This is a genomic window from Nonomuraea terrae, assembly GCF_004348995.1.
Classification (GTDB): domain Bacteria; phylum Actinomycetota; class Actinomycetes; order Streptosporangiales; family Streptosporangiaceae; genus Nonomuraea; species Nonomuraea terrae.
Genome location: NZ_SMKQ01000154.1, coordinates 1 through 22,144, shown reverse-complemented (window position 1 = coordinate 22,144; position 22,144 = coordinate 1). Strand labels below are relative to the sequence as shown.

Below are 22,144 nucleotides of genomic sequence, written 5' to 3'. Positions count from 1 at the left end.
CTACTTCCCCGCCCGCCCGTCGCTTCACCCCGCCTCCGGGTTTCATCTCGCCGCCTGGAGCACGCGCAGGTCGGCCTCCGCCTGCGCGCGTATGAGCGGCACGGCCGCGCGGGCGGGCTCGGGCAGCCCGGCCAGCACGAGCTCGACCTCGCGCGGGTCGCCCACCAGGTCGAAGAAGCCGATCAGCAGGTGGGCGGCGTCCATCGGCGAGGTGGCGATGACCTGGCGCGAGAACTCCGCCCAGTCCTCGGCCGGCATGTGGGCGCGCAGCGCCGCGAACAGCAGCGGCTCCTCCTGCTCCAGGTGGCGGTGGACCAGGTCGCGGACGGCCGACGCGGCCTCCGCCAGCTTGGCGCGGTCGCCGTCGTCCTGCGCCGGGGCGGCGGCCAGGGCGCTGAGGGACGCGTCCAGCCGCTCGTGCTCCTCGGACAGCTCGGCGAGCCCGGCAGCGACCTGCGCGTCGGCGGCCGCGAGCCGCGGCCACAGCAGGTCGTCCTCGCTCTCGTGGTGGTGGTGCAGCTGGGCCACCAGGAAGTCGCGCAGCACGGCGACCGCGGGGAGCGGGACGCCGGGGCGCCGCGCGGCGTCCGCGAGCAAGGACGTGGCCTTGCGGTGGAAGTCGTGGGTGAGCCGCGTCTCGATGATCGACATGGGCTCGGTCCGGGCGTTGCTCATGGTGGTTCCCCCGAATCACAGATAATGACCAGGCGTACATTAGCGGCATGACATCTGCTCCGGACGCGACACCCCCCGCCGAGCCGGCCCGCAGGCGCAGGCGCGATCCGGACACCCACCGGGCGGCGATCCTCGAGGCCGCCCGCGAGGCCTTCGCCGAGCGCGGCTACGCCCGCGCCACGATCCGCGACATCGCCCGCCGGGCAGGGGTCACCCACGGGCTCGTCATGCGCCACTTCACGTCCAAGGAACGCCTGTTCCTGTGCGCCGTGCCCGGCACCCGCGACATCGACGAGGTCGTCGCGGGCGATCTCGCGTCCCTGCCCGAGCGGGTGGCCGGGGCGTTCGTCGCGCGCATGGAGACGAACGCCGCCGACGACCCGTTCGTGGCCCTGGTCCGCAGCGCCGCCTCCGACGAGCGGGCCGCGATCGACCTCTACACCGCGATGCAGCGGCGCAGCGTCGCCGCGTACCGGACGGTGCTGGACGGCGACGACGTGGACGTCCGCGTGGACCTGATGGCCGCGCAGCTGACCGGCGTGGCCTTCAACCGCTACATCGTCAGGGCCGGCCCGCTCGCCTCGATGACCGCCGCCGAACTGACCACCCACCTGTCCCGCGTCCTGCGCCGCATCATGTTCGACTGACCGCCGGTACCCCCGGGCGAACACGGGCCACTGGGCGCGCTCCTGGAGAGCCGGGAGTCCACGAGCGAGGACCGTGCACCGAACGAGCGGGAGATCGATGAGCACGGTGGCGCCGCGTAAGGCGAAGCCGTCCGACCCCGAGCGGCGTTCCCGGTGTCCGCCTGTGAAGACGGCTCAGATCAGACGTGCCGATTTCCAGATGCGTACGAACACGTCGAGCTGTGCCGGGTTGTAGAGATCGCGCAACGCTTCGACGATGGTGCCGGCTGCCGCTCGCTCGATGGTCCGTGGCGGCGCCGGGTGCTTGTCGACCAGCGCGAGCATCTGCGGAGCGATGCGTCGGGCGAGCCGTTCGCGTGTCTCCTCGTCGGCATCAGGCGGGAGCGCGTCGAACTCGCGGGTCGCATCGTCCGGCTCGTAGTCCTGCAAGAGAGCTTGCCAGTGCGGTGAGTTGTCGTCGTCGATCACGTGGGAGATCACGGCGAACAACGACCGGTCCGCCGGTGACAGCCGGGCGTCGGTCGCCGGAACCGACAGGTCGAAAGGGAGATCGGTCGGCACGGGTTGACGTCGCAGCCTGGCGATCTCCTCCCGCGCCTCCTCCAGTCGCGTGATCGTAGCGGCGAGTTCCGCATCCACTGCGTGCAGGGCCGCTTCGAGATGCTCGGAGTCGTCGTCCATCGCCGCGATGGTCGCGAGTGTGAAGCCGAGCCCGGTGAGACGGCGGATCTGCAGAAGCCGCACCAGATGCTCGGTGCGATAGACCTTGTAGCCGTTCGGCAGCCGTTCCGGTTCGTCGAGCAGACCGATCTCGTGATAGTGCCGCACGGCTCGCAGGGTCGTCCCGGCGAGTCGCGCGACCTCCCGCGTGCTCCAGCCCATGCGGCCCCTCCCGTCTGCGCCTCGCGACCGTCGGGCTTGAGTATGCCGCAACGGCACGGTGTCTCCTGAAAGCCGACCGCGTACGGCGGCGTCGAGCTGAGGAGAAGGAACAGGAATGCCAGCGTTCTTGAGATCCGAGCGACGTCGGATGTGGATCCTCTGGCCCGTGCCGGCAGGTGCCGCATGGCTGGCGGCCGTGGCTTGGGTGGCCGGCCAGGTCGGGTGGGACGGGGTGGCCGTCGGCCTTGTGCTGTCCGCCCTCGTCGCTGTCCCGATCGTGGGCGCGTTCCTCTGGCTCGACCGCTGGGAGCGCGAGCGTCCGCGCCGCCTGGTCTCGGCGTTCGCGTGGGGTGCGTCGTTCGCGGCCTTCTGCTCGATCTGGTCGCAAGAAGGGCTGCAAGCGCTCGCCGACACCACCATGGGCACCGACTTCGGCGCATGGTTCCGCCCGCTCGTGATCACCCCGGTCACCGAGGAGGTCCTCAAGGGCCTGTTCCTGGTTTGGCTACTGATCTGTCGCCGCGAGCAGATCACCGGTCTGCTCGACGGCATCGTCTACGCGGGACTCGTCGGCGCCGGATTCTCCTTCACGGAGAACGTCCTCTACTTCGGCCGCATCGTCACCACCTTCGCCGCATCGGACACGTCCGGCGCGGACGCGGTCTCCGTGCTCGGCATCAGCTTCTTCCTGCGCGTGGTGATGGTGCCGTTCTTCCACCCGCTCATGGTCGCCGTGTTCGGGCTCGGCATCGCCGCCGCCGCGAGCAAGCGCGGCGGAGCCGGACGCATAGGACTTACTCTTGCGGGCCTGCTCGTCGCGATCACGCTGCACGGTGTATGGGACTGGGCGGGGCTCGCCGGAAGCGATCCGTTCCTGATCTTCAGGATCTACGGAGCCGTGATGGTGCCGGTGTTCCTCGCGATGCTGGTCGTGGCGCTCGTCCTACGCAACCGCGAGGGGAAGATGATCGCCGCGGCCCTGCCGGCTCTCGCGCGCGACGGACACATCGCTCCCGAGGAGGTGGCGCTCCTCGCGAGCCTCGCAGAACGCCGCCGCTGGCGGCGAGACGTACGTCGCCGCTCGGGCCGAACCGCCGCGCGTGCCACCGGTCGCTACCAAGCAGAAGCGAGCGCGCTCAGCATCCGAACGATCCGCGCACAGACCACTGCCGACCGGGACGGGCTCGACGAGCGAGCACGGGCAACGGCCGCCGCCAGGGCGGACATGCTCGACGCGCTCGCGGGATCCGTCCGGTGAACGGCTCTGTCTCATCCGGCGGTGCCGCAGGCCGAGAGGATGCGGTGACGGAGCCGGTCGGGACGGTCGGCGTTGCCCTCGCGTGGCAAGCGGCGGTGGGAGCCGGTGAGGCGGCCGGGCCGGGTGTCACCGCCGGCCGGCGACGGGATGGTGCTCCCGCAGGAACTCGAGCAGGATCCGGTTGAACTCCGCAGGGTTGTCCTGGTTGGCGTTGTGGGCGGCGCGGGGGATGACCTCGTAGCGGCAGTTCGGGTCCCTCGCCGCCCATTTCGGCGCCGTTCTCGCGATGTTCCCCGTCGTGTCGTGCTCGCCGTGGGTGAGCAGCAGCGGCTGCTCGATGGTGTAGCCGGGCCGCGGCCGTACGGCTCCGGCGACCGCCCGCCACACCTCGAGGAACTCGCGCCGGGACAGCCGCCCGATCGCCTCGTACGCGTAGGCGCGGGCCTGCGGCGTCTCGGCCGTCCTGGCGGCCATCCGGCGCCGCAGATCCCCGAACGGCCACGCCGCGAACCACCAGGGCGAGCTCTTCAGCGCCCACGCCTCCCAGCGGGCGACGGGCATGGTCGTGCACGTCGACCCGATGACGACCAGGGCGCCGACCCGCTCGGGCCGGCTCAGGACCACCTCCTGGGCGACATAGCCGCCGAGCGACTGGCCGACGAGGCACACCGGCCGGCTGACGCCTGCCTCGTCGAGCAGCGCCAGCAGGTCGGCCGCCAGGTCGGCGATGGTCAGCGGGGTCTCACCGAGCGGCTTCGACTCGCCGTGACCCCGCAGGTCCCAGGCGAGCGTCCGGTAACCGGCCTCGGTCAGGACGGGCACCTGGGGATCGAACATGCGGTGGTCCATCGTGGCGCCGTGGGTGAGCGCCACGACGGGGCCGTTCTCCGGCCCGTCCCACCAGTACCGCAGGCGCGACCCGCCCCGCTGCGAGACTCCCGCCACAAGACCTCCCTGACCGGGTGACTGATGATGAAAATCAGTCAACCACGAATTACTGATCTACGTTGTAAAGGCGCTGGGCCTCATGGATTCCTCGACATGGTCGTGACCGGCCATGCGGCGAGGTCGGCGAGCAGCTGGCGGTCGTGCGTGGCGACGACGACGGCCGCGGGTGTGGTCCGCAGGGCGTCGGTGAGCTCGTCGACGAGCAGGGCGGACAGGTGGTTGGTGGGTTCGTCGAGGATGAGCAGGTCAGGCCGCTGAGCCAGGCACAGGGCGAGGTGCAGGCGGCGTCGCTGCCCGTGCGACATGCGCCCGACGGGGGTGCGCAGGGCCTCGGCGTCGAGCAGGCCCATGGCGGTGAGGGATTCGGCGTCTTCGGGGGCGTGCCCGCGGTAGACCTCGTGCGCCTGCAGTCCGGCCGGCCACGGCGGCACCTCCTGGGAGAGATGGGCGATCGTGGCGCCGGGGGAGCGGCGTACGGTCCCGCCGGTCGGCGTGAGCTCGCCGGCCAGGAGGGTGAGCAGCGTGGACTTGCCGGCGCCGTTGGGCCCGGTGACGAGCAGCCGGTCGCCGCCGTCGAGGTCGAGGGTGACCGGGTTGTGCAGGCGTCCGGTGACCGTGACCTCGTCGCAGCGCACGATCGGCGTCCCGGGACGGGTCCGCAACTGCGGCCAGCGCAGGGCCGGCGGGGGAGGGGGCACGGTCACGCGGTGCTCGTCGAGCTGCTGCTGACGCCGCTTGAGGTTCTGGACGACCGCGGGCGCGTGCGACTGGCGCTGGTGCTTGCCGGTGCCCTTGTCGGGTCGCCATCCGGTGCTGAGCCGATCGCGGGCCTCGTGCACGGCCTGGGTGAGCCTGGTGTGCTCGGCCTGCTGGGCCTCGTGGTCCTGGGCCCAGCGTTCACGTTCGCGGCGGCGGCCCTCGTGCCAGCCGGAGTAGCCTCCGGCGTAGCGGCGGGGACGGTCGTCGCGGCTGGGGTCGAGGTCGAGGAACTCGTCGGCGACCTCGCGCAGCAGCGCGCGGTCGTGGGTGACGATCGCCAGGCCGCCCGTGCGGGAGCGCAGGTGGGCGGCCAGGAAGTCGAGGCCGTCGGCGTCGAGGTGGTTGGTGGGTTCGTCGAGCAGCAGGAGATCGTGCCCGCCGCCGAGGACGCACGCCAGGCGTACGCGGTAGCGCTCGCCGACGGAGAGCGTGGCGAGCTCCCTGTCGCGGTCGGTGCAGGCGCGGAGTCCGTCGAGGGCCAGGTCGATGCGGCGTTCGGCGTCCCAGGCGTCCAGGCGCATGGCGGCGTCGAGGGCGGTGGCGTAGAGGGTGTCGGCGTCCGCGTCGCCGTTCTCGAGTCCGTTGGTGGCCCGGTCCAGGGCGTGCAGGGCCAGGTGCGCGGGGCGCAGGGACTCGGCGACGAGGGTGGCGACGGTCTCGCCGTCGTGGGCGGGCAGGGTCTGGTGGACCACGCCGATGGTGCCCGCGCGTTCGACGTGTCCGTCGTCGGGGGCGAGGTCGCCGGCCAGGACGCGCAGCAGGGTGCTCTTGCCGCGGCCGTTCTCGCCCACGATGGCCGTGCGCGAGCGGTGGGAGATGGTGGCCTCGGCGTCGGCCAGCACGAGACGTCCGCCGAGGACGACGCGGATGCCGCGGGCGCGGATGTGCGCGCCGGCGCCGGCGGGCAGGCGGCCGGTCAGGGTGAGGTCGGTGAGAAGTTCATGGGTCGAGGGAGTGGTTTCCACGGTGCGCTCCGCAGCTCGTTCCGGAGCCGGGCAGCACGAAGCTGCCGCCCGGCGATGATCAGCCGGGACGGCGGGCACGTGACAAGGGGTGCTCGGTGCCGCGCCGTCAGGCGCGGCTGCGAGGCCTCATGAAAAAGACGCATCGACCATACATGCGCATGAATGTATCAGCCTGCCGCGAAGGGTGCGTACCGCGAGGGCGTCACGTAGCGGACCAGAACCGGTCCAGTTCGTCGCAGATGAAGTCGGTCTGCTCCTGGAACACCCAGTGGCCGCACTGTTCGATGACCCCGCCCTGCGCGTTCGTCGCGATGGCGTTGGCGCTGTCGATGCAGTGGGAGCCGAACGACGTGCGGCCGCCCCAGGCCAGCATCGGCACCGTCAGTTTCTCGGCGGTGAGCTCCTTCGTCTGCTCGGCCATCTGCGGGATGTAGCCGTAGAGGTTGAGGCTGGCGCGCAGGTTGCCGGGCTGGCGCATCTGGATGGCGTACGCCTGGATCTCGGATTCGGGCACCGCGGTCGGGTCGTAGGCGAAGTCGCGGAAGAAGTGGCGCAGGTACTGCTCTTCGCGTCCCTCGACCAGGAAGCGGGTGATGTCCATGTTCATGTGCATGCCGAGGTGCCAGTACGCGGCGCGCGGGTCGACGTAGCCGGGGTAGTCGAGGCCGAAGAAGGGTGTCTCGATCGTGGCGAGCGACAGGGCGCGGCCGGCGGCCAGGTAGGCGAGCGCGACGGCGGGCGGACCGCCGAGATCGTGGCCGAGGATATGGAACCGCTCCACGTTCTCGGCTTCGAGCAGGCCGAGCATGTCGGCCGCGATCGTCTTGGGCTCGTATCCGCTGAACGGTTTGTCGCTGTCGGCGAAGCCCCTGAGGTCGGGGGCGATGAAGCGGTAGCGGTGGGCGAGCCGTTCGATGAGGATCAGGTATTCGCGGTGGGTTTCCGGCCAGCCGTGCAGGCACAGGACGACCGGGCCCGATCCGGCGGTGACGTAGTGGAGCCGGACTCCGTTGGTCTCGGCACGATGGTGTGCGACGTCCATGCGATTCCCCCTGCACCGAGCTGCTGCCCCCCGGGGGTGCCTCTACCCGCCCGTGCCGGGGCGAATCGGGAGCCGGTCGTAGGGGACCGCGTGGCTGGTGTGGCCGTGGACGCCGGTGGTCGTCGTCGCGGTGAACAGGGAGTTGAGCAGGGACTCCTCGACGGCGTCCATGACGGCGGCGAAGACGGGGTCGAGCCGGTCGTCGGGCAGGGGCGGGCGTTGTGGCGGCGCGGTGGTGAAGGCGATCGCGTAGTCGCCGCTCCCGTGGGCGTACGACGCTCCGACGCGTCCCATGGCGAAGATCGCCCGGCGGGCGAGGCGGCCGAGTCGGCGGGCGTCGAGCCGGGCGTCGGTGGCGACCACGATCATGCACGAGTTTCCTGGCGGCTCCTCGTGCCGTACGCCCGGCAGGACCTCCTCCACCGGCATCGGCGTGCCCTGGACGGTGAGCACGCCGCCGAAGTTCGCCTGGACGAGCGCCCCGACCGTCACGGGGGCGCCGTCCGCGACGAGCCGCCGCGACGAGGTGCCGATCCCGGCCTTGTAGCCCAGGGCTGTCGTGCCGGTGCCGGCTCCCACGCAGCCTTCCGCGGGGAGCCCGCCGCAGGCGCCTTCGAGGGCGTCGAGGACGTGCTGCTCGGTGATGGGCCGGCGCCGGATGTCGGACAGGAACCCGTCGTTGGTCTCTCCCACGAGCGGGTTGAACGACAGCCCGTCCGGGCGGAGCCTCATCAGGTACGTCAGCACCGCGTCGGCCGCCCGGAACACCGAGAGCGTGGCCGTCAGCACGATGGGCGACTCCAGCACGCCGAGCTCGTCGACCTGGGTCGAGCCGACGAGCTTGCCGTACCCGTTGCCGGTGTGGACCGCCGCCGGCAACCCGAGCCGCGGGGGGACGACGGCGGTGACCCCGGTGTGCAGGTCGGCGCCGTCGTCGACGGTGGCGTGCCCGACCAGCACGCCGTCGACGTCGGTGATCGCGTTGAGTGGCCCGGTGGGCAGCGCCCCGGCGGCGACGCCCAGTGAGCGGGCCCGGAGGCGTCCCTGCGGGGCTGCGTCGGTCATGGCGTTCCTCGTTGCTGTCGGTGGTGCGGCGCCACGACGATAGCGGTCAGCTCCAGACGCCGGGCACCTGGCGTGGCGCCTTGTCGCCGAGCTGGTCCCGATCGATCACGTCGCCTTCGAGGGGCAGCAGGATGGTGACCTGGCGGCCCCACGCGGAGTAGCGGGTGTCGGACTCGACGCGGAGGGAGCCGTCGCGGGAGGGCAGGACGGCCTTGGCGGCGACCCGCTCGACCAGGCCGTCGCCGCTGAACCAGAGGGTGTAGGAGACGTTGGCGGCCTTCGACGGCTTGCCGAAGCGCGAGGCGAACGAACGCGACACCTTGGCCAGCTTGTCCGCCTTGATGGTGCCCTTGAGCACTCCGTCGCTGTAGGAGGTGCGGGAGATCAGCAGGGCCTTGAGCGTGCCGGGCTCCAGGACTTCGAGCAGCATGTTGCTGGCCGGCAGGTCGGTGTCGCGGTAGCGCACCCAGCTCGTGTCCTGGGGCAGGGCCTCGTCGACGACGGGCCCGGAGACGTAGTCGTCGCCGGCGGAGGAGATCGTCCTGACGGGCGTCTGCTGGAGCTCGGCGTCGTCGCCGAGGCCGAGCTTCCTGGCACTGCTGATCGCCGTCTTGCTGTACCGCAGGGTCTGGGACAGGTCGGAGGCGATCTCGCCTCGGGGGCCGAACCCGATGGTGCCGTCCATGCCGGAGGTGAGGGAGACGCCGTGGCCGTAGTCCGCCTTGACGGTGGCGACGATGTTGACGGCCTGGCCGCGTACCAGCGCGGCCTTGAGTGCCTTGACCGGGTCGATCTCGGGTGCTGCCTGCGCGGGGATGGCGTTGAGCTGCACCAGGCCCGCGACCACGGCGACACCGACGATGGTTCGCTTCATGGGATTCCTTGGATGGTCTGGAAAGACGCGAACAATCTTGTGCATCTAAGATCAACAGTCAAGCCGAACCATGAAAGCCGGTATTTCCCTATAAGGCCCTCGACTTGGCCATCTTCTGACCGGCGGCTCGACGGAGCCGACAACCCTCGCTGCTACACTCTGTTACATATTGTCGCAATGCGTAATGGTGGGGAACTCCAGTGAAGATCTCCTGTGTCGGCGGCGGACCGGCTGGTCTGTACTTCTCGATCCTGATGAAAGGGGCGGACCCGTCCCATGACATCACCGTGTACGAGCGGAATCCGGCCGGCTCCACGTACGGCTGGGGCGTGACCTACTGGGCCGAACTGCTCGACGCCCTCTACGACAGCGACCCGGAGTCCGCGTGCGCCATCAGGGACGCCTCCGTCCGCTGGGAGACGTGGAGGATGCACCTGCAGGACCGCGCGGTCGTGACGGTGGAGGGCTGGGACGACGGCTTCGGCATCGGCCGGCACGAGCTGCTCCGCATCCTCACCGAACGCGCTTACTCCCTCGGTGTGCGCATCGAGTTCGAGCACGAGATCACCGACGAGACGGAGCTGGCCGGCTCGGATCTCGTCGTCGCCGGTGACGGCGTCAACAGTGTGCTGCGCGAGCGGCACGCCGGCCACTTCCGCCCGCACTTCGCGGCCGGGCGCAACGTCTACACCTGGCTCGGCACCACCAAGGTCTTCGAGTCCTTCCTCTTCGCCTTCGTGCCGACGGAGCACGGCTGGATCTGGTGTTACGGCTATCCGTTCAGCACCACCCACAGCACCTGCGTCGTCGAGTGCCCGCCGGAGACCTGGAGGGGGCTCGGCCTGCACGAGATGAACGACGCCGACTGCCTTGGCCTGCTGGAGAAGCTGTTCGCCGACGTCCTGGACGGCCATCCGCTGATGAGCGGGGGGCAGGGCGGCGCGCGCTGGGTGCACTTCCGCACCCTGACCAACCGGGCCTGGTACCGCGACAACATGGTCCTGGCCGGGGACGCCGCGCACACCACGCACTACTCCATCGGCGCCGGCACCGCCCTGGCCCTGGCCGACGCCGCCTGCCTGGCCGGCGCGCTGATGGGGGACCCGCGCGTCCCGGTGGCCCTGCGCCGCTACGCCCGTACACGCCGATCCGCGGTCCGCGCCAGCCAGAAGGCGGCCCGCTACAGCGCCCGCTGGTACGAGAACCTGCCGCGCTACATCGACCTGCCACCGCGGCAGCTCGTCACGCTCCTCGGCCAGCGCCACTCCTCGCTGCTCGCCCACCTGCCGCCGCGCCTGTACTGCCGCGTCGGCCGGCTGATCGGCACCCTGACGTCACTGGGCAGGCGCGGGTAGGCCGGTGCGGTCGCGGGCGGTCACCGGCTCATGATGGTGATCTCGTCTGGCAGCACGTCCAGGAGGAGCAGGAAGCCGGCTGTCCCGACGATCCAGCTCAGTGTCGTGCGGGGTCCGGAGGAGAGCTTGTCCTGCCACCGGTCGGACCGTTCGCGCATCCGGTCGCCCAGGGCGGCCCAGGCGACGTAGAGCAGGATGCCGGGGATCACCATGACGGTCACGTACGCGCCGAGGAGCGGCGACCATTGGACGGCCGACGGGCCGGCCATGGTCATGATGCCGATCGCGGCGAAGTACGGCACGGCCGTGGCGAACTCGAACAGCCACGTCCCCAGGCCCAGCAGCAGCATCGCGCGCATGGTGAAGGACCGGGCCCGGATGGACGCGCGTTCGGGGTTTTTGCCGGGGATGAAGTAGCTCCCCACGATGAGCGCCGCGCCGAGTACGCCCTGTCCCCAGGCCCACGCGGCCTCGTCGACGATCGGCACGACGGCGCCCAGGCCGAGCATGAGCAGCACCCCTAAGGCGAAGTACGCGATCGCGACCGATCCGAGGTACACGCCGAGCAGCGCGCCCACGCGAGGCGGCCCGGCCAGCAGCAGACCTCGTTGATCATGACCAGCGACGGGCCGAGCTCGGCGAGGCCGCCATCCGGGTGATACTGCGCGAAGGGCTGGCCGGCGTGACGCTCCGCAGAGTCGCGGCCGAAGCCGGCTGGTCCACCGGGTCCCTGCGGCATTACTTCCGCAACCAGCACGAGCTGCAGACCTACGTCGTCCAGGCCGCCACCGACGCCCTCCGCCGGCGCGTCCTCCCACGCGTGCAGCGGCCCCGCACCACGAGCTCGGTGGTCGAAGGGGTCGCCACGATCGTGGAGGAGATGCTGCCGCTCGACGCCGAGCGGCGCGAGGAGTACGCGCTGTGGTCGGCGATCGTGGAATGGGAACGCCGGCACCCTCCAGAGGGAGGCTCTGTGACGTGGAACGACCAGCGGGCGGTCTACCGCCAGTGCGTCGCCGCCGTACGCGGACACGAGCCGGTCGTCGAGCCGGGCGAGGCCGCGCACCCGCACCCTGATCCCCAGGTCGAGCTCTGGGCGGCCCTCCTGCACACGTTCGCCGACGGGCTCGCCGCCCAGATCACCCTCACGCCCGGCGAAGTGTCCGCCGACACCGCCGCGCGACTGCTGCGCTCACTGCTGCAAGCCGTCCCAAGCGATCGTTCGACCAGGGGTGATATCGACTCCTCTATCGGTGCGCGGGTGATCTCGCTATTGGACGCCACGTGATCGGCTCTGCTCTGCTGGGCTGTGCCACAAGCCGTACTGGAAACAAGTCGTACTGGAAAGCAGGTGACCTTCCGGATGCCCATCGAGCAGCCGAGCCCGTCCCGCCGCGCCGTGCTGGCCGGCGCCCTGTTCCTGCCCCTCGCGGGAGGGCGGGCGGAGGCGCGGGCCGCGAGCGCTCCCGACTACTACGAGCGGGCGGCCCGGCTGGCCGGCGAGGACCCGGTCCTGCGGAACCTCGTCAGGGCGCTGTCTCCCGGGGCCGAGGTGCCGCAGGTGAAGGCGCCCAAGCCGCTGAGGACCTTCGACAACGTGGCGGTGGTCAGCACCTCCCTGGTGTCCGCCACGGCGATCGTCACCTCCCGGGGGGTGATCCTCATCGACGCGCTGAACTCGGCGGACGAAGCCGAGCAGATCCTCGTCCCCCAGCTGCGCTCGGTCGGAGTGAACCCCTCGGCGATCAAGTACGTGGTCGTCTCCCACGGGCACCGCGACCACTTCGGCGGCGCCGGGTACCTGGCCCGCCGGTTCGGCGCCCGGGTCATGATGCACAAGGCCGACCGGGCCCTCGCCGGCGACGCTCTCACTCCGGACCTCGACATCGCCGACGGCCGGAGACTGACCCTCGGCGACACCACCGTGACCTTCCACCACACGCCCGGCCACACCCCGGGCACCGTCTCGATGATCTTCCCCGTGCGCTGGAAGGGACGGCCGCACACGGCGATGTTGTGGGGCGGGACGAACCCGCCGGCCGCGACCAAGGACAAGCGCACGTACGTGGCGTCCGTCCTCGCCTTCGCCGCCCACATGCGGCGGGCGCGCGTGGACGTCGAGCTGAACAACCACCTGATGTCCGACCACGGCCTGCAACGCCTGGAGGAACTGCGCCGCGGCGGCGCGGCGAACCCGTTCGTCGTCGGCGAGCCGCGCGCGCAGCGTTTCATGCAGGTCATGGAGGCCATGCTGCGCGGCCGGATCGTCACCGACGGCAAGGCCGGCTGACGATGAGCCCGCGCCGGCTCATCGTGGCCGATGGACCCTGATGAGCAGATCCGCGGAGGCGCCGTCCTGCTCGGTGACGGCGCCGCCGAGCACGGCGTACCCCGGCGGGGCGCCGTCGTGCTCGGCGCCGTCGTGATCCTGATCCGGGTCGGCCAGAGCGCGCTCGTGCCAGGCCCGGCCCACCTCGCCGAGCCAGATCGAGATGTCGGGAGCGTTCTCCCGCTCGGCGCGGTCCTCAGGAGTGGTGGCGCGGGCCCGTAGTCGATCAGTACCGCACGGTGATGCGGCCGGCGTGCGCGTCGACGGTGATCTCGCCCCCGTACGGAACGACCAGCTGGGGATCGGTGTGGCCGATGTCCACGTTGAGGACGAGCGGAATGTCCGGGTTGTATTCGGCGAACGCCCGGAGCACGGCCGCACGCTGCGCCTCGGCGTACGCGGCCTTCCGCTCCGGCGGGAGCGGTGAGTCCAGCGACCACGCCTTGGGCCGCCCCACGACGGCCGCGGCGAACCGGCCGAGCAGGCCGCGCTCGCCCATGCACATCAGCACGGTGTAGACGTAGCCCGCGTCGGGGAGCTCCTCGGTGGTCTCCAGGAACAGCACGCACCCGTCGTAGGCGGCGGGCTCGCGGATGTGGGTGCCGACGCGCAGGTTCCAGTCGACCAGCTCCAGGCAGCCGCCCCAGGACGGGCCGGTCACCGCGCGGCTCGCGCCGTGCCAGCGCCAGCCGTCGCCGGGGAACATGTCGGGCTCGTGCTCCAGCAGCGCGGGGTTCTTCCAGTCCTGGTCGACGTCGCCGTAGAGGTCTGCGGGGCGCAGCTCGTGGACGTCATGGGTGAACAACGCGGCCCGCACCGCCTGCTCGGCCTGCGGGTTCATCCGGCCGCCGCGGCCGAACACCGTCATGACGGTGCCGCCGTAGTAGGACACGATGCCCAGATTCCACAGGTAGTTGCAGAGGTTGGTGTTGTCGCTGATGCCGAAGAACGGCTTCGGATTCGCCCGGAGCACGTCCGGGTCGAGGTGACGCAGCACCTTGATCTGGTCGTCGCCGCCGATGGAGGTGAGCACGGCCTTGATCTCGGGGTCGGCGAAGGCGGCGTTGACGTCGGCGGCCCGCGCGGCCGGCGACGCCCCGAGCTCGCGGGTGGTCGGGTACTCGACCGGCACGAGCCCGAAGTCGTCCCGCAGGCGGGCCAGACCCAGCTCGTACGGCTCCGGGAAGATCGCGGGCGCCGCCGCGCCGGGGGACAGGACGGCGACCTTGTCACCGGGCTCGGGCTTGGCCGGGTATGCGGGCATGCCGAGCAAGCTACCCGAGCGCCCCAACGGCCGGGAACACCTTTTCGACAACGGTAGGTCCCGGGCGTCGATTCTTCCGTCAGATGCGCCAGTGCGCGACGCGGCCCGCTCGGGATTAGATGCTGCCGACCCCTTTCCATCGGCACCGACCCCCCGCCAGCCCTCCTCGCATGGAACGGATACGTCATGCCGCAACGTCCGGCTCTTCTGGCCGCCCTCGCAACCTTAGCCGCCGGCGCGGTCGTGGCTCTGCCCGCGCACGCCGCGACCCCGCCCGCACTCCCGATCAAGGCCGTCCTGCCGGCCGGCGTCAACATCGCCGGGCCGGGATTCGTCCCCGTCACGCTGCTGAGCGCGGACGGCGTGGACGCCACCGCGGTCGACCCGGCCACCGTCCGGCTGGGCGACGGCGCGCCGGTGGCCCGCGACGACGGCGGATACCTCACCTCCACGGCCGACGCCGACCACGACGGGCGGGCCGACCTGGTCGTGCACGCCGACAAGGAGGAGCTGTCCCGGGCCGGGCTCGGCCCCGGCACCGACGCGCTCACCGTGACCGGGTCCCTGGGCGACGGCCGGGGATTCACGACCTCGGCCGCGGTCACGCCCGAGGTCGTCCTGGAGGTCAAGTTCACCGAAGCGCTCCGGGTCCGCGGCACGGGCCAGAGCCTGCGCAGCGCCCGCGGTGAGGACCTCGACCCCGTCCAGGCCGTCCTCGACCGCCACGGCGCCCGCTCCGTCACGCCGCTGCTGCCCGGCGCCGCGGTGGCGAAGCTGGACGACACGAGCGCCAGGGCCAGGACGCGCGGCGAGGCGGTGCCCGACATGGCCTCCTGGTACACCGTGGTGCTGCCCGCCGACGTGGACGTGGAGCAGGCGGTCGCCGAGCTGCGCGCGCTCCCCGAGGTGGCCTTCGCCTACCCGGCCCCCGACCTCGCCCCGCCGCCGTCGTCGGTATCGGCGTCGGCGACTCCCGACTTCAGCGAGCAGCAGGGCTACCTGCGGCCCGCGCCGCAGGGCATCGACGCCGACTTCTCCCACCAGGACCCGCGCGCCCGCGGCGCCGGCATCAAGATCGTCGACCTGGAGTACGACTGGAACGTCTCCCACGAGGACCTGCGGCTCGACGCGTCCAGCGACCTCGGCGGCTCGGTGTTCCCGCGCTACACGGGCTTCGCCGACGAGCACGGCACGGCGGTCTTCGGCGAGCTGGTCGGCCAGGACAACGGCTACGGCGTGACCGGCAGCGTGCCGGAGGCCACGATGTACGGCATCTCGCCCACGCAGGCGCTGCCCTCCGGCGGCACCCGGTGGAGCCCGGGGGCGGCGCTGGCGTACCTGGCCGGGCTCGGCGCGCTCGCGCCCGGGGACGCGGTGCTGCTGGAGCAGCAGACGTCGGGCCCGCTCGGCGGCAGCAACTACGCCCCGCTGGAGTGGATCCCGTCGGTCTTCGACGCGATCAAGCTGCTCGACGGGCTCGGCGTCACCGTGGTGGAGACCGGCGGCAACGGCAACCAGAACGTCGACTCCGACCTGTACGTGCAGAACGGCATCAAGTGGTTCGACCGCAGCGTCCAGGACTCCGGTGCGATCATGGTCGGCGCCGGCAGCAGCACCGAACGTGAGCGGCTGAACTTCTCCAACTACGGCTCCAGGTTCGACCTGCAGGGCTGGGGACACAACATCGTCACCTCCGGCGGCAACGGCAACCTGCAGGGCGGCACCGACCCGGCGAACGTGAACGTCCGCTACACCAGGACGTTCGGCGGCACCTCGGGCGCCGGGCCGATCGTCACCGGCGCGGTCGTGGCCGTCCAGTCGTACCTGAAGGCCACCGGGCAGGAGCCGTGGACGGCGACGGAGATCGCCGACCTGCTCAAGCGCACCGGCACCCCGCAGGGCTCGGCGACCGCTGGCGAGCACATCGGCCCGCTGCCCGATGTGCGGGCGGCGCTGAAGGCGATCGAGGTCGACCCGCCCACGACCGAGGCGGCGCTGACCCAGCGGCCGCCCCGCCAGGGTGAGACGTACGTCAATCCGTTCGTGACGCTCACGGCGGACGACGGCTGGGGCTCCGGCGTGACCCGGACCCAGTACCGGCTGGACGGCGGGAAGTGGCGGACCTACGGCGAGCCGTTCCGGGTGCTGCGCAAGGGCACGCACACGCTCGACTCCCGCTCCGTGGACGCCAACGGCAACCAGGAGCAGGCGCGGACGCTGACGTTCGAGAACAGGGTCACGGAGCCCTGATCCGTCCGTGGCAGGGCCGGTGTCACGCCGGCCCTGCCAGCCGGGCCAATTTCAGCGCCATGTGCAGCGACAGCCGTTCGCTGCCGTTCCTCAGGTCGGTGCCGGCGAGCTGCTCGACCCGCTGCAGCCGGTAGTACACCGAGGCGCGGTGCAGGTTCATCTGCACGGCGGTGGCGTGCGCGTTGCCCGCCAGGTCGAGGTACATCTCCAGGGTCTCCAGCAGCGGCCGGTTCGACGGGTCCGCGATCAGCTTCTCCAGGCCGGGATGGATGCCGGCGTTGATCAGCACCTCGCCGGACAGCTGCGACAGCAGGCGGTAGATGCCGAGCTGCGACCAGCTGGCCACCGGCCCGACCGCGGGCAACCGCACGGCGACCTGGGCGGCCAGCGCCGCCTCGTCGTAGGACAGGCGCACCTCCGGCAGCTCGGCGCGCGGCCGGCCCACGCCCACCACCGCGCCGGCCACGCAGTGCAGGCCCCGGATGGTCGTCTGCAGGGCGTCGTTGAGGTGCTCGGCGACGGCCAGGGCGGCGCCGTCGCGGTCGTGGACCAGCAGCACGCCGTGGTCGTAGCGCACCAGGTGCACGGCCTCCTTGGGGCCGCAGCGGCGGCGGCTGGCGATGAGGGCCTGCTCCAGGGCGATGCGGGCCAGGTCGTCGAGCCGTACGTGGGGACGCAGGATCAGCCGCGCGACCACCGCGGCCGTCGGGACGTCGCCGCCGGCGAGCAGGCCGCCCTCCAGCAGCGTCATCGCGCCGTGCCGGCGGGCGTCGCGCTCGTCGGCGAGCAGCAGCCGGATCGCCTCCGTCTCCCGCTGCGAGGCAAGCTCGCCGGCGAGGTTCTCGCGGTACAGGGCCAGCGCCAGGTCGTCGGTGGTCGTGGAGACCGCGGCGATCTCGTCGGCGGTCATCGACTGGTCGGCGTCGATGACCCAGACGTAGCCGAGCAGCATGTCGCCGTGGCGGATCGGCACGCAGATCCTGGGCAGCATCTGCAGCTCGTCGCAGGCCGGGGTGCGGATCGCGCCCTTGGCCTGCGTGATGCCGACCTTCCTGAAGAACGCGATGACCTCGGGTGTGGTCTGGCGGCGCAGGATCGACATCCGGCGCACCTCGTCCATCGGCTCGAGTTGCTCGCTGTAGGCGACGACCCGCTGGCGGTGGTCCTCGATCAGCGCGGGACGGCCGACGCGGCTCGCCAGCGAGTCCACGATCGTTTGCAGCTCCGACAGCATCGCACCGCTTTCGACGGACGTAGGAAGGTTCTCCGGGTATGTGCCGGATCATGCGTTCCGTCAAACGGTTCGAGCGTGGAATCTCGACATACGTCGGGACGGCCGGCGGCGCGGTTTCGGCATCTGCACAGTGACGCGGGCGTCGGCGGACCGTAGGGTTCGGCGTCGGCAGGTTCGTTGAGGAAGGTGTTGTTTGTGCTCTTAAACCGCGGCCGCCGTCCATCCCGACGAATGTCGAGCAAGACCCTGGCGGTGCTCGGCACTCTCGTACTCGTCCTATCGCTGAACATGACGCAGGCCAGCCAGGCCACCACCGCCGCTGCGTGGAGCCCGCCCGCGATGCAGCCGATCGACCCGCAGCGGGTGCAGGACCAGGAGGACATGACCTGGGCCGACTACAAGCCGATCCCCGGGGTCAGCTGGGCCACCAACGGCGCGGTCCCCACCGACCGGGCGCTGCGGGTGGCGCTGGTCGCGGTCGACTTCCCCGACCAGCCGTTCGTGATCACCAAGCCGAAGCAGTCGGACCCGTTCGGCAACCCGCAGATCGACCCGGTCAGCCGGGACGACGTCCCGCAGTTCTACGCCGACTTCTTCAACAAGCCGAGCCCGGTGAACAACTTCCAGACGATCAACGGGTACTGGATGGAGCAGAGCGGCGGCAAGATCGGCGTCTCCTCGATCACGTCGTTCGGGCCGTACCGGATGCCGAAGAACTCCTCGCAGTACGGACTCAACGACATCGGCCAGCCGAACCAGGAGGGTTGCCCCGGCACCACCACGGTCACCGGCGCCCAGAACGGCGTGACCACCCTCGCGGTGGCCTCGACGAAGTTCTTCAAGGTCGGCGACCTCATCACGATCGCGGGGGTCTCGCCGGCCGGTCAGCGGGTCGTCACCGGCATCCCCGACGGCACGCACCTCGTCCTCGACGGCGCGGTGACGGTCGCCGACAAGGCCGCCATCAACAACTGCGCCGGCACCCGCCTGGAGACCGACGCCGACCGGCTCTGGCACGAGGACGCCGACTGCACCCGTAACTGCGGCTTCGACGTGGTGCTGCGCATCTACGGCGGCTACGACGAGACCTCGGTGTGGCAGGAGTTCGGGGAGATGAAGTTCAACTCGCCGGACGACGTGCCGCGCGAGATCTGGGGCAACCCGAACCCGGAGCAGCCCAACGCCGTGCGCAGCCGGTACGTGCCCTGGACATCCTGGCTGGCGGGCTCGCAGCTGTGGGGCCAGTCGACGGTCCGGCAGGGAGAGAGCTCGGGCACGATCACGCACGAGCTGGCCCACTTCTTCTTCAGCATCGGCGACAACAACAACAACCCGTACATCCAGCCCTACCACCGGGCGGGTTCCGGCACGTGGGACATGATGGACCGCGGCTCGTTCAACGGTCCGGGCGGCCCGCACAACCGCTGGCAGGTGCCCGCGCAGCAGGGCGCCTCGATGGGCGCCGAGCTGACGCTGCGCAGCAAGATCGGGATGGGCTTCGTCCCGTACTCCTCGGTGCTGCGGCTCAACCGCGACGGGCTGGCGAAGTCGGGCCTGGCTGTCGTGGACGTGGTCGCCCGGGCGGTGAACGCGGGCGAGCTGCCCAAGGGCACCCGGGCGGGCGTCCAGGTGCTGCTGGACGGCGCCGCGCCGGTCGACCGTTCGCCGGCGTGTGACGTCGGCACCGACCCGCTGTGCGACGGCGGCGGCCCCGCAGGCGAGTGGAAGAACTACACGCTGGAGACGGTGCAGCGGATCGGGTACGGCTCGTTCCAGCCGGACAACGGCGTGCTGATCGCCAAGAACAAGACCTTCGAGCCCGGCGAGGACGGCGAGGAGGGCTCCACCTGCGGTTACAACTGCTTCACGTGGGTGGTGGACGCGCATCCCGAGGACATCGACATGGTTGACTACGTGCGGCCCGACGGCACCAAGGTGATGCGCACGATCGGCGACTACCGGCAGCTCAACGACGCGCTGTTCCACGCCGGCACGAACTCGGGCTCCAAGAACGAGTACGTCGACGCCGCCAACGGCCTGCGCTTCTACATCCTCGACAACTACGAGGACGACAAGGGCCTGTTGCACTACGCCATCGGCGTGCAGAACCCGGAGGGCGCCGGGCCGCAGCAGCGCGGTGTGGCGCTGACGAAGGGCAAGCCCGTGGGCGGGGCCCCGGCGCACGCGACCGACTGCTCGTTCCGGCTGACCAACACCGGCAAGGACGCGGCGACCGATCCGGCGCTGCACCCGCAGGACGAGCGGGCGCACCTGAAGAACGACGTCTACCGGCTGTCGGCCTCGGCCGCGGGGGAGGGCTGGCAGGCTCAGCTGCCGAACGACCTCGCCACGGCGGCGTTCGGGGAGTCGGTGGCGGTGCCGGTGTTCGTGACGCGTACGCCGGACAGCGCCCACGCGGGGACGGTCACGCTGACCGCGGCCTCGGTGAGCGACCCGGCCAAGACGGCCACGGCCACCTGCAAGGTGAAGACGCAGGACACCGGCCGCTGACCTGGTGATCCCGCACGCCGGCCCTGACCCCCATCGGTGGGTCAGGGCCGGCGTCGTCTTCTGAATCTACAATGTAAAGGCGCCCTCCACGGGCATGCGCCCGTCCATGACACCACTGAGGAACGGGCTCCGCCCGTCGCCTGCGAGCGACAGGCCCGCGCTGCTACTTCATGATGGCCGTCAGCCGGGAGAGGTGCTCGACCGCGGGGTTCGAGACGCCGACGACCTCGGCGAGGCGCGGCCCGCGTCCGGCGACGCTCTCCAGGACCGCTTCGAAACGACCGCTGAGGTGCGGGGATGAGGTGGCTCCGGCGGTGACCCGCACATCGCCCCGGGGTCCGGAAATTTCGTACATGTCGTCTGGGCTGCCGACGAGACGGACGGTCACCTGGGGCACCTCGCCGGACCTCGCGGCGACACTGGCGGAGACCAGCAGGCCGTAGAGGGCGACGAGTCGCTGGATCGCGGCGCTCTGCGGCCGGCCGGCCCGCAGGGTCGCGGACATGTCGCGCTCGTGCATCCACGCGTCCCAGAGGATGTGGAGGGCGAGCACGGACCAGTGCCATCGTCCGCCGAGGGGGCTGGTCACCGTGGCGGAGGCGTCGATGAGGCGGCCCAGGCTGTCGTGTTCGGCCTCGGTGAGCGTGACCAGCGCGTCGATCGTCTGTTCCGGTGATCGGCCGGCGGAGTCGCGCAGCCATTCCCCGGGGGTCGAGGTCGGGTCGAACTCGCGGAGGCGGCCGAAGCGGCTGTGCGCCAGCCGGCCGGTGAGGCAGGCGACGTGGAACTCGGCGACGTCGACGAGGTGACGGGCGACTTCGTGGACGGTCCACTCGGTGCATCGGGTGGGGGCCGTCCAGTCGGCGGGGGAGAGCTCGGCGAGCCGGCCGGTGAGTCTGATGCGGTGGGTGTACAGGGCTTCGCGTACCGCTTCGGGGTCTCGGCTCAGGCCGGATCTCTCCGTCAGCGTCAGTCGGCTCGGTTCGGCGCTCACGAGTTCACCCTCGGGAGTTCTTGTGGTCGTGGTCGGTGGTGAAGGGCGGGTGTGCCCTGCGTGTGGGAACAGCGTGCCCTTCCCCGGGGGTCTTGGGAACCGTGGAGCGGGGGCCTGATTGGCCCTGTCTGGTGTAACCGCGGTGGGGTGGGTAGTGGATCGGCGAGGATGCGCAACGATCACACTGATGACAGGGAAGCCCCCGGCCGGGATGAGGCCGGGGGCTTCCCTGTTCATGTCGGCGTGCGGATGGCGGCGAGTTGGGTGGCTTGGGCGACGAGGCGGTCTTCGCTGTCCCAGAGGTACGTGGTTTCGTCCATTCGGGCGTTGGTGATGTCCGAGGCGTGCATGCTGAAGCGGAGTGGGCCGGGTGCGGGGATGCGACGGATGTAGGCGCTGAACTGGATGGTGGTTGTGCGGTCGGGCAGGCCGAGGTCGTAGGTGACGGACGGGACGAGGTCGAGGGCGACGAGGAGTGAGAGCGGGTCCCAGTCGGTGCCGTCGGCGAGGCGTTGCCAGCCTGCGATGAATCCGCGGTGTGACGGCGTGTCGGACAGGGGGTCGAGTCGTTGCTCGATGACTTCCATGAGTGGCACGGGGGTGGTTCCGCCGGGTTCTCGTGGTGGGGTGCGTGGGCATCGGTGTTCGGCGGGGAGGTGGACGGGTTCGAGGCCTGACCAGGTGGGGCCGTCATGGGTCAGGTGCTCGAGGGTGATGAGTGCTTCGACGTGGAGGGTGTCGTTCTGGGTGAGGCGGGCCCGGGTCTGGGTGGTGCCGTGGCCGGTTCGCAGGTGGTCGATGTGGATGTCGGCGGGGCCTGGCGTGGGTGCGGTGAGGAAGGCCGCGGTGACGGTGGCGGGCTGTGGGTGGCGGGGGCCCGCGCTGTGGCAGGCGGCGCGGGTCATGGTGGCGAGCAGGTAGCCGCCGTGCGGTTTGCCGGCGACGGTCCATTGTGGGTCCAGAGCGGTTTCGTAGGCGTGGCCGCGGCGGGTGACGGCGGTGGCTTCGTGAAATGTCCCCATGCGTGTTCCCCCGTTGGTGCTCGCGGGCAGGGTGCTTGTGTCGTCCCGCGTTCTCCATAGTGGCTTGGGG

At 71.0% G+C, this 22,144-nt stretch carries 20 protein-coding genes; 8 read left to right on the top strand and 12 right to left on the bottom strand.

The genetic code is table 11. The features are described 5' to 3' along the window. Positions 1-42 precede the first annotated feature (42 nt). Entirely contained in the window at positions 43-675 is a 633-nt protein-coding gene (locus E1286_RS33980) for a hemerythrin domain-containing protein (RefSeq protein WP_132619113.1), read from the bottom strand. A gap of 47 nt (positions 676-722) precedes the next feature. Here E1286_RS33980 and E1286_RS33975 point away from each other — a divergent pair, with 47 nt between their 5' ends. After that, the gene (locus E1286_RS33975) at positions 723-1,322 is read left to right on the top strand and encodes a TetR/AcrR family transcriptional regulator (RefSeq protein WP_132619111.1); all 600 of its coding nucleotides are present in this window, start codon (positions 723-725) and stop codon (positions 1,320-1,322) included. Positions 1,323-1,496: 174 nt separating this feature from the next. On the opposite strand, the gene E1286_RS33970 is transcribed toward E1286_RS33975, so the two are convergent. Continuing rightward, complete coding sequence (locus E1286_RS33970; protein WP_132619109.1) at positions 1,497-2,204, bottom strand: MerR family transcriptional regulator; 708 nt, start codon at positions 2,202-2,204, stop codon at positions 1,497-1,499. A 166-nt stretch (positions 2,205-2,370) separates the two neighbouring features. Between E1286_RS33970 and E1286_RS33965 the strand changes: the two genes are divergently transcribed. Next, complete coding sequence (locus tag E1286_RS33965) at positions 2,371-3,462, top strand: PrsW family intramembrane metalloprotease (RefSeq protein WP_165970039.1); 1,092 nt, start codon at positions 2,371-2,373, stop codon at positions 3,460-3,462. Between the two features lie 126 nt (positions 3,463-3,588). Here the strand turns inward: E1286_RS33965 and E1286_RS33960 are convergent, their stop codons facing one another. From E1286_RS33960 to E1286_RS33940, 5 genes are all read right to left on the bottom strand, one after another. Beyond that, complete coding sequence (locus tag E1286_RS33960; RefSeq protein WP_132619105.1) at positions 3,589-4,407, bottom strand: alpha/beta fold hydrolase; 819 nt, start codon at positions 4,405-4,407, stop codon at positions 3,589-3,591. A gap of 80 nt (positions 4,408-4,487) precedes the next feature. Beyond that, positions 4,488-6,134, bottom strand: coding sequence for an ABC-F family ATP-binding cassette domain-containing protein (locus tag E1286_RS33955; protein ID WP_246075444.1), 1,647 nt, complete (start codon positions 6,132-6,134; stop codon positions 4,488-4,490). A 202-nt stretch (positions 6,135-6,336) separates the two neighbouring features. Continuing rightward, a complete protein-coding gene (locus tag E1286_RS33950; RefSeq protein ID WP_132619103.1) occupies positions 6,337-7,176 on the bottom strand; it encodes an alpha/beta fold hydrolase in 840 nt (279 codons plus the stop codon). A 42-nt stretch (positions 7,177-7,218) separates the two neighbouring features. Beyond that, a complete protein-coding gene (locus tag E1286_RS33945) occupies positions 7,219-8,241 on the bottom strand; it encodes a P1 family peptidase (protein ID WP_132619101.1) in 1,023 nt (340 codons plus the stop codon). 46 nt (positions 8,242-8,287) lie between these two features. Next, entirely contained in the window at positions 8,288-9,115 is an 828-nt protein-coding gene (locus tag E1286_RS33940) for a hypothetical protein (RefSeq protein WP_132619099.1), read from the bottom strand. Between the two features lie 200 nt (positions 9,116-9,315). Here E1286_RS33940 and E1286_RS33935 point away from each other — a divergent pair, with 200 nt between their 5' ends. Further along, entirely contained in the window at positions 9,316-10,470 is a 1,155-nt protein-coding gene (locus E1286_RS33935) for an FAD-dependent monooxygenase (protein WP_132619097.1), read from the top strand. Positions 10,471-10,490: 20 nt separating this feature from the next. On the opposite strand, the gene E1286_RS33930 is transcribed toward E1286_RS33935, so the two are convergent. After that, positions 10,491-11,066 (bottom strand): GAP family protein, encoded by a 576-nt coding sequence (locus E1286_RS33930; protein WP_281282808.1) that lies wholly within the window; start codon positions 11,064-11,066, stop codon positions 10,491-10,493. Here E1286_RS33930 and E1286_RS33925 point away from each other — a divergent pair. From E1286_RS33925 to E1286_RS33915, 3 genes are all read left to right on the top strand, one after another. Next, positions 11,018-11,758 carry a TetR/AcrR family transcriptional regulator gene (locus E1286_RS33925; RefSeq protein WP_342776287.1) on the top strand — a complete coding sequence of 247 codons (741 nt, stop codon included), beginning with the start codon at positions 11,018-11,020 and terminating at the stop codon, positions 11,756-11,758. The genes E1286_RS33930 and E1286_RS33925 overlap by 49 nt on opposite strands. 75 nt (positions 11,759-11,833) lie before the next feature. After that, the gene (locus E1286_RS33920) at positions 11,834-12,760 is read left to right on the top strand and encodes an MBL fold metallo-hydrolase (RefSeq protein ID WP_132619091.1); all 927 of its coding nucleotides are present in this window, start codon (positions 11,834-11,836) and stop codon (positions 12,758-12,760) included. 30 nt (positions 12,761-12,790) lie between these two features. Further along, positions 12,791-13,021, top strand: a complete 231-nt coding sequence (locus E1286_RS33915; protein ID WP_132619089.1) for a hypothetical protein — start codon at positions 12,791-12,793, stop codon at positions 13,019-13,021. Between the two features lie 4 nt (positions 13,022-13,025). Here the strand turns inward: E1286_RS33915 and E1286_RS33910 are convergent, their stop codons facing one another. Next, positions 13,026-14,063 carry an LD-carboxypeptidase gene (locus E1286_RS33910; protein WP_132619087.1) on the bottom strand — a complete coding sequence of 346 codons (1,038 nt, stop codon included), beginning with the start codon at positions 14,061-14,063 and terminating at the stop codon, positions 13,026-13,028. Positions 14,064-14,249: 186 nt separating this feature from the next. On the opposite strand from E1286_RS33910, the gene E1286_RS33905 reads away from it, so the two are divergent. Continuing rightward, positions 14,250-16,313, top strand: coding sequence for an OmpL47-type beta-barrel domain-containing protein (locus E1286_RS33905; RefSeq protein ID WP_132619085.1), 2,064 nt, complete (start codon positions 14,250-14,252; stop codon positions 16,311-16,313). Between the two features lie 22 nt (positions 16,314-16,335). Here E1286_RS33905 and E1286_RS33900 read toward each other — a convergent pair whose 3' ends face one another. Then, the gene (locus E1286_RS33900; RefSeq protein WP_132619083.1) at positions 16,336-17,547 is read right to left on the bottom strand and encodes a PucR family transcriptional regulator; all 1,212 of its coding nucleotides are present in this window, start codon (positions 17,545-17,547) and stop codon (positions 16,336-16,338) included. Positions 17,548-17,778: 231 nt separating this feature from the next. On the opposite strand from E1286_RS33900, the gene E1286_RS33895 reads away from it, so the two are divergent. Continuing rightward, entirely contained in the window at positions 17,779-20,058 is a 2,280-nt protein-coding gene (locus E1286_RS33895) for a peptidase M6 (protein ID WP_132619081.1), read from the top strand. A gap of 163 nt (positions 20,059-20,221) precedes the next feature. On the opposite strand, the gene E1286_RS33890 is transcribed toward E1286_RS33895, so the two are convergent. Together E1286_RS33890 and E1286_RS33885 are read right to left on the bottom strand one after the other, a co-directional pair. Then, positions 20,222-21,052 (bottom strand): maleylpyruvate isomerase family mycothiol-dependent enzyme, encoded by an 831-nt coding sequence (locus tag E1286_RS33890; protein WP_165970036.1) that lies wholly within the window; start codon positions 21,050-21,052, stop codon positions 20,222-20,224. 233 nt (positions 21,053-21,285) lie between these two features. Continuing rightward, positions 21,286-22,144: thioesterase family protein (locus tag E1286_RS33885; protein ID WP_246075442.1), on the bottom strand; the 859-nt coding region annotated here is incomplete at its 5' end.

Bases quoted from the DNA above. Each gene is read 5' to 3' on its own strand.
- E1286_RS33980 (WP_132619113.1), bottom strand. From the start codon at position 675: ATGAGCAACGCCCGGACCGAGCCCATGTCGATCATCGAGACGCGGCTC.
- E1286_RS33975 (WP_132619111.1), top strand. From the start codon at position 723: ATGACATCTGCTCCGGACGCGACACCCCCCGCCGAGCCGGCCCGCAGG.
- E1286_RS33970 (WP_132619109.1), bottom strand. From the start codon at position 2,204: ATGGGCTGGAGCACGCGGGAGGTCGCGCGACTCGCCGGGACGACCCTG.
- E1286_RS33950 (WP_132619103.1), bottom strand. From the start codon at position 7,176: ATGGACGTCGCACACCATCGTGCCGAGACCAACGGAGTCCGGCTCCAC.
- E1286_RS33945 (WP_132619101.1), bottom strand. From the start codon at position 8,241: ATGACCGACGCAGCCCCGCAGGGACGCCTCCGGGCCCGCTCACTGGGC.
- E1286_RS33940 (WP_132619099.1), bottom strand. From the start codon at position 9,115: ATGAAGCGAACCATCGTCGGTGTCGCCGTGGTCGCGGGCCTGGTGCAG.
- E1286_RS33920 (WP_132619091.1), top strand. From the start codon at position 11,834: ATGCCCATCGAGCAGCCGAGCCCGTCCCGCCGCGCCGTGCTGGCCGGC.
- E1286_RS33915 (WP_132619089.1), top strand. From the start codon at position 12,791: ATGGACCCTGATGAGCAGATCCGCGGAGGCGCCGTCCTGCTCGGTGAC.
- E1286_RS33910 (WP_132619087.1), bottom strand. From the start codon at position 14,063: ATGCCCGCATACCCGGCCAAGCCCGAGCCCGGTGACAAGGTCGCCGTC.
- E1286_RS33905 (WP_132619085.1), top strand. From the start codon at position 14,250: ATGCCGCAACGTCCGGCTCTTCTGGCCGCCCTCGCAACCTTAGCCGCC.
- E1286_RS33900 (WP_132619083.1), bottom strand. From the start codon at position 17,547: ATGCTGTCGGAGCTGCAAACGATCGTGGACTCGCTGGCGAGCCGCGTC.
- E1286_RS33895 (WP_132619081.1), top strand. From the start codon at position 17,779: ATGTCGAGCAAGACCCTGGCGGTGCTCGGCACTCTCGTACTCGTCCTA.